At 47.3% G+C, this 14792-nt stretch carries 11 protein-coding genes; 3 read left to right on the top strand and 8 right to left on the bottom strand.

Going from position 1 to position 14792, the window contains the following annotated elements:
• Positions 1-66: 66 nt before the first annotated feature.
• On the bottom strand, positions 67-354 hold the full coding sequence (locus HMPREF0650_RS10375; protein WP_257998779.1) for an HU family DNA-binding protein: 288 nt from the start codon (positions 352-354) through the stop codon (positions 67-69).
• A gap of 197 nt (positions 355-551) precedes the next feature.
• On the opposite strand from HMPREF0650_RS10375, the gene HMPREF0650_RS10380 reads away from it, so the two are divergent.
• The 3 genes from HMPREF0650_RS10380 (at position 552) to secDF (ending at position 5718) form a co-directional block, all read left to right on the top strand.
• The gene (locus HMPREF0650_RS10380) at positions 552-1466 is read left to right on the top strand and encodes a rhomboid family intramembrane serine protease (protein ID WP_004350608.1); all 915 of its coding nucleotides are present in this window, start codon (positions 552-554) and stop codon (positions 1464-1466) included.
• A gap of 11 nt (positions 1467-1477) precedes the next feature.
• Positions 1478-2566 carry an endonuclease/exonuclease/phosphatase family protein gene (locus HMPREF0650_RS10385; RefSeq protein WP_004350609.1) on the top strand — a complete coding sequence of 363 codons (1089 nt, stop codon included), beginning with the start codon at positions 1478-1480 and terminating at the stop codon, positions 2564-2566.
• Positions 2567-2673: 107 nt separating this feature from the next.
• Positions 2674-5718: a protein translocase subunit SecDF gene (secDF, locus tag HMPREF0650_RS10390; RefSeq protein ID WP_004350611.1), complete on the top strand. Its 3045-nt coding sequence runs from the start codon at positions 2674-2676 to the stop codon at positions 5716-5718.
• A 238-nt stretch (positions 5719-5956) separates the two neighbouring features.
• Here the strand turns inward: secDF and dusB are convergent, their stop codons facing one another.
• From dusB to HMPREF0650_RS10425, 7 genes are all read right to left on the bottom strand, one after another.
• Positions 5957-6946 carry a tRNA dihydrouridine synthase DusB gene (dusB, locus tag HMPREF0650_RS10395; RefSeq protein ID WP_004350612.1) on the bottom strand — a complete coding sequence of 330 codons (990 nt, stop codon included), beginning with the start codon at positions 6944-6946 and terminating at the stop codon, positions 5957-5959.
• A 102-nt stretch (positions 6947-7048) separates the two neighbouring features.
• A complete protein-coding gene (dprA, locus tag HMPREF0650_RS10400; protein ID WP_040563204.1) occupies positions 7049-8182 on the bottom strand; it encodes a DNA-processing protein DprA in 1134 nt (377 codons plus the stop codon).
• Between the two features lie 2 nt (positions 8183-8184).
• The gene (locus tag HMPREF0650_RS10405; protein ID WP_004350614.1) at positions 8185-8583 is read right to left on the bottom strand and encodes an acyl-CoA thioesterase; all 399 of its coding nucleotides are present in this window, start codon (positions 8581-8583) and stop codon (positions 8185-8187) included.
• A 100-nt stretch (positions 8584-8683) separates the two neighbouring features.
• A complete protein-coding gene (locus tag HMPREF0650_RS10410) occupies positions 8684-9985 on the bottom strand; it encodes a DUF2851 family protein (RefSeq protein WP_004350616.1) in 1302 nt (433 codons plus the stop codon).
• Between the two features lie 95 nt (positions 9986-10080).
• A complete protein-coding gene (gene metG / locus HMPREF0650_RS10415; protein WP_004350618.1) occupies positions 10081-12144 on the bottom strand; it encodes a methionine--tRNA ligase in 2064 nt (687 codons plus the stop codon).
• A 96-nt stretch (positions 12145-12240) separates the two neighbouring features.
• Positions 12241-13782 (bottom strand): YifB family Mg chelatase-like AAA ATPase, encoded by a 1542-nt coding sequence (locus HMPREF0650_RS10420; RefSeq protein WP_004350619.1) that lies wholly within the window; start codon positions 13780-13782, stop codon positions 12241-12243.
• Between the two features lie 11 nt (positions 13783-13793).
• Positions 13794-14789, bottom strand: a complete 996-nt coding sequence (locus HMPREF0650_RS10425) for a DUF4369 domain-containing protein (protein WP_004350621.1) — start codon at positions 14787-14789, stop codon at positions 13794-13796.
• Between the last annotated feature and the right edge of the window lie 3 nt (positions 14790-14792).

The raw sequence follows: 14792 nt of genomic DNA on the forward strand, positions 1-14792 counted from the left end.
TAAAAGTAAAAGGTAGTATTACTACTAGTAGTAAATCACCTTTTTTATTTGTCTTAACTACAAAAATTAGTTGAGAGCGTCTGCAAGTTCGGCACCAGCCTTGAACTTAGCAACCTTCTTGGCAGCGATTTGAATCTTCTCTTTTGTCAAAGGATTGATTCCTTCGCGAGCCGAACGCTCAGAAACACTAAAAGTACCGAAGCCAATGAGCTGCACTTTGTCACCTTCCTTCAAAGCTTCCTTGATGGAATCTGTTGTTGCATCTAAAGCCTTCTTCGCAGCTACCTTGCTGATGCCTGCAGCTTCAGCAATCTTGTCGATTAATTCTGTTTTATTCATTACTGTTGTGTTTATAAAATGATTAATAAAAATTCATGTGCATGCTAATTGTGGACAAATATAAGTCAAACATTTCAGAAAACAAACAAAAAACAAGAAAAATTATACGATTTGCTCAAAAAAAGCCGATAAATCAGCGATTTCATGCCGAATGACAGAGTTTTTTCGTAATTTTGTGCGCATTAAAAAGACTTTTACACAACGAATTATCTATGCGCAGTATACCCACAGTTACCAAGAACCTGCTTATCATTAATGTCTTGGCCTTTGCCGCCATGTACGTATTTAGATTACAGGTAGACCTGAATGATATCCTTGGACTTCACTTCTTTTTGGCTTCCGACTTCCGGATTTACCAATTAGTGACCTACATGTTCATGCATGCCTCTTTCGAACACATCTTTTTCAACATGTTTGCCTTGTGGATGTTCGGGTGTGTGGTTGAACGCGTGTGGGGGCCCAAAAAGTTTTTGTTCTATTACATATCGTGTGGTATCGGGGCCGGTCTGTTTCAGGAGCTGGCGCAATACGGTTCTTATATGGTTGAAGGGCTCGCCGCTTACGACAGTGTGTCGTTCGACGGGATGCGCATAGCCATGGGCGACTTTCTCAACAAATGGACCACCGTGGGAGCTTCGGGAGCCGTGTACGCGCTGCTCTTGGCCTTCGGCATGATTTTCCCAGAAGAGAGAATCTTTATCTTCCCGCTGCCCATCCCCATCAAAGCCAAGTGGTTCGTGATTTTCTACGCTGGTCTTTCACTGGTGATGGCATTGACCACAACCGGCGGAAACGTGGCACACTTCGCTCATTTGGGAGGTATGGTCTTCGGATTTTTCATGATTCGCTATTGGAAACACCATCCTTACGGCGGCTCATCGCGATTGGACGGGCAGCAATTCTTTGACAACTTGCGGGAGAAGTGGGAAGAACACGCACACAAGAAGGCTGACAACACGAAGCACGATGCCTACAACGAGCGCCAAAGCGACTGGGATTACAATGCGCAGAAGCAGCGTGAACAAGAGGAAATAGACAAGATACTTGATAAGATTCGCAAGAGCGGTTACGACAGCTTAACGGCAGAAGAGAAACAAAAACTTTTTGACAGCAGCAATCGACGTTAAGCAGAAGGGGAATGGGAAAAGCTATCAAGCAGTTTGTTTTCCAGCTCTTTGCCGGAGCAAACATCGCGACCATCATTGTTATGTTGCTGGTTGGCTACGCCGACCGATTCAACCCTGCCCTCCACCCTTCACTATCCAGCATGGGATTGTTACTCCCCGTGATGATCAGCATCAATCTGGGATTTCTTGTTTTCTGGATTTTTTTCCACCTAAAACTTGTCTGGATTCCCCTGCTGGGATTTCTAGCATGCTACCAACCCATCAGGATTTACTTCCCCATCAACCTTCCTAAGCAGACACCCGAAGGTGCCATCAAGGTGCTTTCTTATAATGTTTGGTTCTTTGGGGGTAATGGATTTGAGCACGAAAACAACCCCGTGCTTAACTTTATCAAAGAGCAAGACGCAGACATCGTATGCCTTCAGGAGTCTGACGCATGGGGTAAGTACTCAGACAAGGCTAAAGCACTGATGTATTCACAATATCCCTACCATGCCAGTTCGCACGCCAAGAACAAAGGAGACATCATGGATATCTACAGCCGTCACCCCATCATCAGTCAAGAAGACATCAACTATCCCTCTGAAGGCAATCACTCAACGGCTTTCTATCTAAACATTCATGGCGACACGGTGATTGTCATTAACAACCACCTGGAGTCCATTGGTTTGTCACCAGAAGACAAAGCCAACTTCAAGGGCGTTGTCAAAGGAAACATCAAGGGCGACTCAGCCCAAATAAGCACCAAAACCCTCATTAAAAAACTGGGAGAGGCGTCAAGCATCAGAGCCGCGCAAGCCGACGCCATCGCCCAATACATCGCAGCACATCGGGACAAGAGCGTGATATTGTGCGGCGACTTCAACGACGGACCCAATTCGTATGCCCGCCGTACCATTGCCAAACAACTGCGCGACTGTTACGTAGAGACGGCAAATGGGCCTGGCATATCCTATCATCTTGGTGGATTTTATGTGCGTATTGACCACATGATGTGCTCGAAAGACTGGACACCCTACAACTGCAAGGTAGACAACAAAATAAAAGCAAGCGACCACTATCCTATCTATTGCTGGCTGAAAAAGGCTCCAAATGCTTAAAAATGTGCATTTAACTGCCATAAATTTTTCGTACTAACAAAAAAATAGTATCTTTGCACGTCTATCAAAAGTTGTGAAAAAACAATCATCAATAATAATAAATTAAAATGCAAAACAAAGGAATTGTAATTGTAACGGCTGTCCTACTGACGCTTGCAAGCATCTTCTATTTGTCATTTTCAGCAGCCACTCGTTATTACGATGGCCAAGCAGCAAAGCTGAAAGATCCGATTGCACAACAAGAGTACAAAGACTCTGTGAAGTATCTGGGCATCTATTCTTACCAAAGATGTCTGGAAACTCAAATCGGATTGGGCCTTGACCTGAAAGGTGGTATGAACGTGATATTGGAGATATCAGTGCCTGACGTAGTAGAAATGCTCGCTGACCACAAGACAGATGCCGCCTTCGTGAAATCGATGAAAGAGGCAAGAGCAGAGGAAGAAACCAGCCAGGAAGATTTTATCTCTCTCTTTATTAAAGCGTACAAGAAGAATGCACCAGGCCACAGATTGGCTGAAATCTTTGCCACGCAGCAACTGCAAGGTAAGGTGAACCCACAAAGCACCGACGCCGAGGTAGAGAAAGCATTGCGCCAAGAAACTCAATCGGCCATCGACAACTCGTTCAACGTCGTGCGTACGCGTATCGACCAATTTGGTGTTGTTCAGCCGAACATCCAGAAATTGGAGGGACAACAAGGTCGCATCATGGTTGAAATGCCGGGTATTCGTGAGCCAGAGCGTATGCGTAAACTGTTGCAAGGTAGTGCCAACCTCGAATTCTGGGAGACTTTCAACGCTGAAGAAATCATTCCTTACCTGACACAGATCGACGCTCGTCTGGCTAATGGCGACACACAAGTGGCCGACACAACCTCTGCCGACACCGCTGCAACTAAGGCCGTTGAGAAAACCAGTGAAGAGAAAGTCGTTAAGAAAGCAGATCCTAAGTTCCAACTTAAGAAAGATAAGAAACAAGGCGACGTAAAAGTTTCGAATGAAGAACAAATTGCCGCTGCCAAAAAAGAGCACCCGCTGTTGGCCATCTTGAGTACCACGGGGCGCAATGCACTAAGCCTCGTAGGTTATGCCAGTGTACGTGACACCGCAGAAGTAAACAGAATTATCCACTCAGACCTCGCCAAGCAGATTCTTCCTGCTGACTTGAAACTGCTTTGGAGTGCTAAACCAGCCGATGGACTGCAAGTGAAAAACTATTACGAACTGCATGCTTTGAAGATTACAACCACCACCGGACGCGCTCCGTTGGAAGGCGATGTGATTGTTGACGCATCCGACCAGTTTGACCACTTGTCAGGTAAGCCAGAGGTTTCCATGACCATGAACACCGACGGCGCACGCCGCTGGTCGGCCATCACCAAGGCTAACATCGGTAGAGCTGTTGCCATTGTGTTGGACGGATTGGTGTACACCTCTCCTCGCATCCAAGGCCAAATTGACGGCGGACAATCGTCTATCACGGGTAGCTTCACCATTGAAGACACCAAAGACTTGGCCAACACCCTGAAATCGGGTCGTATGCCGGCACCTGCACGCATCGTACAAGAAGAGGTAGTTGGTCCTACGCTGGGTGCACAGTCTATCCAGCAAGGTATCATCTCATTCGTGATAGCCTTCGTGCTGTTGATGATTTACATGATTTTGATGTACAATTTCATCCCAGGTATGATCGCCAACTGCGCCTTGATTGTGAACGTATTCTTCACCTTAGGTATTCTAACGTCGTTTCAAGCCGCCCTTACCATGTCGGGTATTGCCGGTATGGTGCTTACGTTAGGTACGGCCGTTGACGCCAACGTGCTGATATATGAACGTATCAAAGAGGAACTACGAGCAGGAAAAGGCATGAAACAGGCGGTAGCAGCTGGTTACAGTAACGCCTTTAGTGCCATCTTCGACTCTAACTTGACATCAGCCATCACGGGTGTTATCCTGTTGATATTCGGTACAGGTCCCATTCAGGGATTCGCTACCACATGGTTGATTGGTTTGGCTTGTTCGTTCTTCAGTGCTGTATTCTTGACACGTTTGGTTTATGAGCACAAACTGAACAAAGACAAATGGTTGAACCTCAAGTTCTGGACGGGCATATCAGAGAATATGATGCAGAACACACGCTATAAATTCATGAGCATGTTCAAGACCAGTGGCACGATTTATGCCATTGCAATTGCCATCTGCATCGGTAGTTTTGTTGTTCGTGGACTGAGTCAGAGCATTGACTTTACGGGTGGACGAAACTACGTTGTTACGGTAGATAAGAACACACATGTGGAAGAGGTGCGCAACGCTTTGGACAATGCATTCCAAAATACGGTAGGTAAGAATGCCGGTAAACCCGCAACCACCACCGTGATTGCCATCGGTACCGACGGCAAGACCTTCCGCGTATCTACCAACTACAACCTGGAGAGCAATGACCCGCAGATGGATGACCAGGCAGAAACGATTCTATATACCTCTTTAAAGAAAGCCGGACTCGTGAAACAATCCAGCATAGAAGCGTTTAAGAACCCCGATATCCGCGAAGGTGGATCGATCATCAGTTCTTCTAAAGTGGGTCCATCCATCGCTAAGGACATCACAAATAACGCCATCAAGAGCGTTGTAATCGCACTGATATGTATCTTCTTATATATCTTACTGCGATTCCGCAACATCGGTTTCTCCATTGGTTCGGTTGCAGCATTGATTATAGACACGATGATTGTCGTCGGCTTGTTCTCGTTATGTTACGGGTGGATAGGCTTCTCGTTGGAGATTGACCAAACGTTTATTGGTGCTATCCTGACGGTAATCGGTTATGACATCAACGACTCGGTGGTGGTGTTTGACCGTATCCGTGAGAACTTGAAGCTGCATCCAAAACAAGATATACAGAAAACGTTCAACGATTCTATCAACCAGACGTTGGCTCGTACCATCAACACCTCAGTATCTACATTGATTGTGTTGGTTCCAATCTTCATCCTCGGTGCTGACAGCATTCGCAGTTTCGCCTTTGCCATGATTATTGGTGTTTTCGTTGGTACGCTCAGTTCTATCTTCTTGGCATCACCAATCGCCTACTTGGTATTGGGACGCAAAATCAAGAAAGAACAAGAAGAAGAGGCTGTTGTTGTAGCATAACGATATGGAACGCTGAACAAAGCAATAAACCACTAACAAGAGCGGCATAACCTCACCGAGGTTGTGCCGCTTTTATTTATGGAATGAGGAAGATGAAATGAGGATGAGGGGATGGAACGAACCCCGATAATCAGGAGAAGAACAAGTGCGATGAGTAGATAGATAATCGAGAATTATTATCTTATCGCTATCTATTTGGCAAAAAGAGCTTATCTGCGATGTTTCTACTACGGAGAACTTACAATTCATCCACCAAGCGTTTTCTGCACGCTTCCAAAATGTTTTCCAGTTCTACAACGGTAGATGCCCGCAACATGGCGATGCGGGTTTGTCGGAAATCGGGGATGCCTTTGAAGATAGGACTGGCTGCCAAATGTCTCCGAGTGTGCAAGATACCCCGGTATTCATCGATACGCGACACATTGATGTGCAGCTGCTCCTTCAAGATGTCTATCTTTTTATTGATGCCAAGCGATGCATCGTAAGGCTTTCCGTCCAGATAGTCACGCATTTCTTTAAAGATCCAAGGCTGTCCAAAGGCTGCTCGACCAACCATAATGGCATCTACGCCAAAACGCTCAAAAGCCTGTTTGGCTTCCTGGGGCGAGGTTATGTCGCCATTTCCAATGATAGGAATGTGGATGCGAGGATTGTTTTTTACCTCACCAATCAACGTCCAATCAGCGTTTCCGGTGTACATCTGACTGCGCGTGCGGCCATGGATGGTCAGCGCTTGGATGCCACAGTCTTGCAATTGCTCGGCCAATTCGGTGATAATAAGATTGTTTTCATCCCATCCCAAGCGTGTCTTCACAGTCACAGGTGTATGCACTGCCTTGACCACCTCTCGGGTAATTTCCAACAAAAGCGGTATGTTACGCAGCATGCCAGCACCCGCACCTTTGCCTGCCACCTTCTTAACAGGACATCCAAAGTTGATGTCAATCACGTCAGGATGAGCCTGTTCAACAATCTTGGCAGCTTCCACCATAGACTCAACGTCTCGTCCGTAGATTTGTATGCCTACGGGTCGTTCAGCGTCACTAATGGTTAACTTGTTCAAACTGGCTTGAATGGACCGCACAAGTGCTTCTGCACTGACAAATTCGGTATATACCATGGATACGCCAAAGCGCTTACACAACTGTCTGAAACCGATGTCTGTCACGTCTTCCATCGGAGCCAACAAGATTGGTTGCACGCCTAAGTCTATGTTTCCTATCTTCATTTTCCTGAAAAAGTTTCTGATTTCATCTGTATAAAGCTGCCAAGCCTAAACGACATGGCATAGAATGTTCATGAACGATGTCAACCCATTAGCAGTTTCCTATCAACCCATGAGCAAGTGATAAATACCACCTGGTAAGGCTTTCAAGACGCCTTTCATTTCCAAAGTAAAGAGAATGGCAGAGAGTTTGGCAATGGGAATGCCCGCCTGAACACTCAGCATATTGATTTGCAAATCGTTGTTTTTTCCCAACACGCCAACAACTTGCAGTTCCTCAGCCGACAAGTCAGGGAATAACTGTCGCTCAATTCCTTCATGATGTGCACGACTGAGCCTTGCATCATCTTCCCATCCCATGCTTTTGACGAAATCATAAGCGTGATTGATGAGCCCTGCCACGTTGTCTCTTATCAAGTTGTTGCATCCCTCACTATAGGGACTACCCACGTTACCAGGGAAGGCAAACACCTCTCTGTTATACGTTCGAGACAAACTGGCGGTGATTAATCCACCACCATGGGCAGCACTTTCTACAACAATACACGCATCAGAAACGCCCGCCACGATACGATTTCTTCTCACAAAGTTCACTTTGTCCGCATTCGTCTGCGTGAGGAATTCTGTGAGTAATCCTCCTTTTTGCACCATTTCATCGGCTGTTTGTCGATGTCTGGGAGGATAAAGATAATCCAATCCATGCGCCAGAACGCCCACTGTTGGGTATCCATTTTGCAAAGCATGGCGGTGAGCGAGGATGTCAACACCATAAGCGAGGCCGCTTACCACGAGTACTTGTGGACACAACTGCCGCAGTTCTGCCATGAACCGACGAATTAAATCTTCGCCGTAGACGGTGTTTCTTCGTGTTCCCACCACGCTGATGACACGGCGTTGGTTCAAGTTGACCGACCCTTTGTAAAACAACATCAACGGTGCATCGTCGCATTCCCTAAGCCGTTGCGGGTAGTTTTCGTCATTCATGCAAAGCGGCATGACACCATTTGACACGTCCCACTCGAGCTCTTCATCTGCTCTACGCAAGTATTGGTCCACGTTTTGAAGCGATGACACCAACTTAGGCGACGCATCGGGCAGCACCTCGCGGATGTCATGTCGATGCTCTATCACGGCTGTCGCCGAGCCTAACCTACGATACAACTGAACCATTCCCGTGAGATGAAAATGGTTGATGCGCGTTAAAGCGATAGTGTTGATGAGTTCTTGTGGGTCTGTCATGTTCATAGATATTTAGCAAACGCGCGGTCGTACTCCTCACTATGCCCCAAACGACCATGAATGAGGCACACCAACTCAACCTTACTCTTAAAACATAGCTTATCATCCTGCTCCCGAAAGATGTCCTGATGGAAAATGTAGCGCAGGCCTTCTTTCTTCAAAGCCAAACGAGAAATGAATATGTCATCACACTTGAGTGGCGTTTTGTATTGCAAGCTCATGCGAGCCACCACCGCGTCGATTCCCTGTTCGTGCATCTTTGCAAAGCTAAGGCCTAACGAACGGAGGAACAAATGGCGCGTATGCTCGATGTAATGGAGGTAATTGGCGTTGTTCACGATGCCTTCTATGTCGCATTCATAGTCGCGAACCTCCATTCGTGTCTCGAAAATATAGTTCATTTTTGAGTTGATGAGTTCTTGAGTTTGTGAGTTTTTGAGTTCTTAAATTTGTGAGTTTTTGAGCCTTGTCTGCCGTTTTAGGTCACTGACCAACAGCGTATCAATATTCCCTTCCTTTTAAATATTCATAGCCAATGCGGCATCTAAGGCATTCTTTCTGGTCACAATATTGCGTTTTGAGTTGGATTAAAGCCTGGGTGTCGCCTGCATTTTGTACATCGAGGCCACACTGTTGCCACATGTTGACAATGTGGTTTCGCTCTGGTTTGAGCTGCTCCAGATAATTGATGGCCTGTTCACAAAGCGATTCAGACGACTCGTGCCGACCGTAGGCGAACAAAAATGGGATAGCGGTGTTGATGAGAAGAACATTAAGTGACGCTTCCGAAAGCCGCTTTTCGCTCTTCTTACTCACCGAACCAAACACATAATGAGTTTCCCAATAGGGCGAAACGGCCGATTTCATCGCTACTTTTAAGTCGTCAAGGGTCTCACTTTCCACCAAATTGCGCAAGCCAAACCGACGGGAATGGTATAGATTGGCCAACTGCGCGATGCGGATGTAGGGAAAATTCTGCGGGCGCAATCGTAAGAATCTCCACATTTTTCCCTCGATAGGGCGTAGCGAGAACTTTCGTTGCAGATAGAGATATTCTGTTCGCAGACGCTCAAAATAGCCCTCTTCATCCATCGTTTCGTGATATTTTTGCGGGATAAGATGACGCTCCAGCAATCCAGCTTGTCCCATAAAGAACGCTTCTATCTGAAACAAGTCATCACGATGATGATCCACAGCGTGCAGCGGAATCGATCTTGCCCACTGTTCAAAAGCCTCGCCATTGATGCCAAAGCCATAATTACGGGCCAACGTGATGAAGAGAGCCGCCTCCCAATCGCCGTCACACTGCTGCAAACGGCGTTCGATGTCATGCGTTTTTTGTTCTAATCGCTCTGTCTGCAAGGCCGACATCCATGCGTGAATCGTCAAGATGGACAGGTTGGGAATAATCTCATAGCACGGCGGATAGGTATCGATGGTCTGCAATTGTTCGTAATGCTGCGCAACCGAAGCTGGCACAGAAAGCTGCAACTGTGGCACAACACGACCGCTCTCGGTTTTCACTTCCCCATCAATTTCACCCGCAACATGCAGTATCACATTGTTATAAGCCGCATCTTGCTCGTGCCGATGCACATACCAGTCGTTCGACTTGACATGTATTTCCACATTACCCACCCACACCGTGTTGCCTATCTTGATTTTAGCATTGAGAAAATCAGGACCCGAATTGACATTATGCAGCCCCACATCTATCACTTCCAACGCTTGGTTGTCGGTGGTAGTGAGTTGCCGTAATGGAAACAGACGATGCTTCCAACAATAATGCAATAGCTGCTCCATGATTTTAAAACTGTTTTCAAGCTCAACGAAATGTTGACAAACGAGTGGCAACGGATGGAGGCTTATCCCTATAATCCCTGCCTTTGGATGGATTCCTACATCACCTGACTACCTGGTTTGACAGGATGTTCGAGGGCCGTGACACTGAGTGAACCGTCAAAGTCCTCGGCAGAAAGTATCATACCTTGGCTCTCTATGCCCATCAACTTACGCGGTGCCAGGTTGGCAATGAAGCAAACATCCTTACCAATGAGGCTTTCTGGCTCATAGAACTTGGCAATACCGCTGACAATAGTGCGGTCTTTACCCGAACCATCATCAATGGTAAACTTCAGCAACTTATTGGCTTTCTTCACACGCTCACAGTGTTTGATATGCCCAACACGGATGTCCAACTTCTCAAAATCAGTGAAATCAATCGTCGGTTTGATGGGGTTAGCCGTGTAGGCGGCAGCGGCATTGGCCTTCTTTGTATCTTCCAACTTTTTAAGTTGCAGCTCAATGGTCTCGTCTTCTATCTTCTCAAAAAGCAATTCGGGCTCAGCCAGCTGGTGACCAGCCTTCAATAAATCATGATTCCCCAACAAATTCCAATCGCAAGTATCCATCTTAATGAGGCGACGAAGCTTCTCTGAAGAGAACGGCAAGAATGGTTCGAAGGCGATGGCGAGGTTGGCAACCAACTGTAATGAGATGTACAAAACGGTTTTCACACGCTCTGGATCGGTCTTCCAAACCTTCCATGGCTCACATTCGGTCATGTATTTGTTGCCGATTCTGGCCAGATTCATGGCTTCTTTCTGCGCCTCTCTGAACTTGAACGCATCGAGATAGCCCTCCACTTTGTTCTTCACGTCCTTGAATTCATCAAGCGCTTGCTTGTCAACATCAAGCAATTCTCCACATGGAGGCACCACTCCATCGAAATATTTCTTGGTCAACTGCAATGCTCGGTTCACGAAATTGCCGTAGATAGCCACCAATTCCGAGTTGTTACGTTCTTGAAAATCTTTCCAAGTAAAGTTGTTGTCCTTGGTTTCAGGCGCATTGGCCGTGAGTACATAGCGCAGCACATCCTGCTTGCCAGGAAGGTCTTTCAGGTACTCGTGCAACCAAACAGCCCAATTACGAGTGGTAGATATCTTATCATCCTCCAGGTTGAGGAACTCGTTAGCCGGCACGTTATCGGGCAAGATGTAATCGCCATGGGCTTTCAACATCGTGGGGAAAATCAGACAATGGAACACAATGTTGTCTTTACCAATGAAATGTACCAGTCGGGTGTCTTGATCTTTCCACCATTTTTCCCATGATCCCCAGCGTTCAGGATTGCTCTCACAGAGTTCTTTGGTATTCGATATGTACCCGATAGGGGCGTCGAACCAAACATAAAGCACCTTGCCTTCGGCTCCTTCTATAGGCACAGGGATTCCCCAATCAAGGTCACGCGTCATGGCACGAGGCTGCAAGTCAAGGTCCAACCAGCTCTTACACTGGCCATACACATTGGAGCGCCACTCTTGATGACCCTCCAGAATCCATTTCTTGAGCCATGTTTGGTAGTCGTTGAGCGGCAGATACCAGTTTTTGGTCTTCTTGATAACCGGTTTTGAACCGCTGACCGCCGACTTTGGATTAATCAATTCCATGGGTGAAAGGTCGCTGCCGCAATGCTCACATTGGTCCCCATAGGCGCCTTCATGGTGACAATGGGGACACTCGCCCGTGATATAGCGGTCGGCCAGGAACTGATGTGCTTCTTCATCATAATACTGTTCTGTTTCTTGTTCCAACAGTTTCTCTTCCTCGTACAACTTCTTGAAGAAGTCAGAAGCCAGCTTATGATGTATTTCTGAGGTGGTACGAGAATAGATGTCGAAGCTGATTCCGAACTCCTCGAAGCTCTTTTTAATGAGCGAATGATAGCGGTCCACCACATCTTGCGGCGTTACTCCCTCTTTCCTGGCACGGATGGTGATAGGCACCCCGTGTTCATCGCTGCCACCGATGAATATAACATCTTCTTTTTTCAGGCGCAAATAACGCACATAAATGTCGGCCGGCACATAAACGCCAGCCAGATGACCGATATGAACTCCACCGTTTGCGTATGGCAAAGCGGCCGTAACGGTTGTTCGCTTAAAATTTTTCTCCTCCATGAGTATAGCTGTTTTTTAATATTTCTTCATGCAAAATTACGATAAATCAAAGAGATGGCAAAATAATGGGAGTAGTTAAACCCGCTTCTTGCTGCGCTATCTCTCAGCCCAATCGCCTCTATCCAGACTACGATAGCCTATAGCTTCAGCCAAATGTTCGGTCTTGACAGGCTCACTACCCTCCAAATCTGCGATGGTACGGGCCACTTTCAGAATTCTATTATATGCCCGAGCCGACAAACTAAGCCGTTCCATCGCCATGCGGAGCATGTTGATTCCATCGGCATCGGGTTCGGCAAAGCGATGAATCATACGCTCGGTCATTTGCGCATTGCAATAAATTCCCTTGCAGTCTTTATACCTCTCAATCTGAATGGCACGGGCCGCAATGACACGTTCACGAATATCAGCACTCGGTTCTCCAGGAGCTGCCTTGGAAATATCCTTGAAAGGCACGGGCGTAATCTCACATTGTATGTCGATGCGGTCGAGCAATGGACCGCTAATTTTGTTGAGGTACCGCTGAATCTGACCGGGAGTACAGACGCAAGTATGCGTTGGATCGCCATAATAACCACACGGACAGGGATTCATTGACGCCACAAACATGAAACTACAAGGGTATTCAATGGTGTATTTCGCCCGCGAGATGGTGATTTTCCGGTCTTCCAATGGTTGGCGTAACACTTCCAACGTGGATTTATTAAACTCGGGAAGCTCGTCACAGAACAACACGCCATGATGGGCCAATGTAATCTCTCCGGGCTGCGGAGTGGACCCACCACCCACCAATGCCACCTCACTGATGGTATGATGTGGGGCGCGGAATGGGCGCTGCGCAATCAATGACGTATCGGCACCCAGTTTACCTGCGATGCTGTGCACCTGTGTTGTCTCCAAACTTTCGGCCAACGTGAGGGGTGGAAGAATGGTTGGCAGGCGCTTGGCCATCATCGATTTTCCACTTCCGGGCGGTCCCACCATGATGAGGTTGTGCCCTCCGGCCGCCGCTACCTCCAACGCTCGCTTCACATTTTCCTGTCCTCGAACATCACTGTAATCAAGGTCAAACCGATATTGGTGCTCGTAAAACTCTTTTCGGGTATCAATGACGGTAGGCTCAAACGATTTGGCACCCGTCAAAAACTGCACGACATCCACCATCGAGTCCATGCCGTAGACCTCCAAATTGTTGACAACCGCGGCTTCACGCACATTCTGTTTGGGGACAATCAACCCCTTAAAATGCTCCTTACGGGCACGGATGGCGATGGGAAGTGCGCCCTTCACGGCCTGCAAGGTACCATCCAAACTTAACTCACCCACCATCATATACTGGTCGAGCACCTCAGAAACGATGCTGCCATTAGCGGCCAAGATGGCAATCGCCAAGGGCAAATCGAAGCTGCTGCCCTCCTTACGAAGGTCGGCCGGTGCCATATTCACCGTGATGTCAGCATGCGGAAACTTGTAACCATTGAACTGCATGGCGGCAGCAATACGGCTACGCCCTTCCTTCACGGCCTCATCACCCAGTCCGGTGAAATGGTACATGATGCCGTTCGTTAAACTAACTTCAATGGTCACAGTTGTCACTTCCATTCCGTTGACAGCTGCACAATAGGTTTTAACCAGCATGATAAGTCGCTTTAGATCAACTCTTCCAACTTCTTCATGAGAGCCTGAGCGTCAAGTCCACATGCTACTACGCGTCCGTTTTTCAAGATGATATTATAAGGTATGGATGAAATGCCTAACTGATGGACAAGACTGCCCTCGAACATCGCTTCATCACAGATGTTCGACCACCGAATGGAGTCACGATCCAAGGTCTCCTTGCAGGCTTTTTTGCTGGGGTCAATCGATAGTCCAACCACCTTGAGGCGACCAGCATGCTTCTTCTGAAACTGATTGAGCTGCCGCTGTATATCCAAACTTTCGTAACTCCACGACGTCCAAACATTGATGACGGCCAGTGGAGCCTGACTCAAAGCTGCGCTTGTCACAACATTGCCGTTCATATCAGTCACCGAGAAGGATGGCAATCGGTCACCTTCTGCCACGAACCCTCCCGAGAGTTGTCGTTGCAACCGGCTCAAAGCTCCATTCTTGGGCTGCTTTTTCACCATCACGTCCACCAACTGTTTGGCCTTGGGGTAGTTAGGTTTGGGCGTTCTGAGAAAGTACTTAGAAACAAGATACCTGCCCACATCCGAGCTGGGATGGTCGTTCACAAACTGTTCTGCGTATTTCAACACCTCCGGAGGAGATGCGTTGGCTATCTTCTTCTTGAACTTAGTCATCAGCTCGTTGTCATCCGTTCCTTTCACTTCCAGTTCCTTCAAATGCGAAGCATCCCCCTTCACCTCTACCTTTTTACCAGGTTCAGCAAAGACGGGATGTTCTGAAAAGTTGGAAAACACGATGAGCAACGTTCCTGATTTCTCGCAAGGAATCTCGTACGTGAACCGTCCTCCCGTCACCTTGATGGTGTCCATTCCATCGATGATGCCATCGGGACTATAAACGTAAAACTCACCTTGGTTGAGATGCAGCAGCCGGCCATCGAGTTTAAAATGATGACTGTCGGTACCGCACGACATCAAAACCAAAGTGAGCCAAAAGAAATAGGCAATATGCTTCATAGC

The sequence above is a fragment of the Hoylesella buccalis ATCC 35310 genome (genome assembly GCF_000177075.1).
GTDB classification, from domain to species: Bacteria; Bacteroidota; Bacteroidia; order Bacteroidales; family Bacteroidaceae; genus Prevotella; species Prevotella buccalis.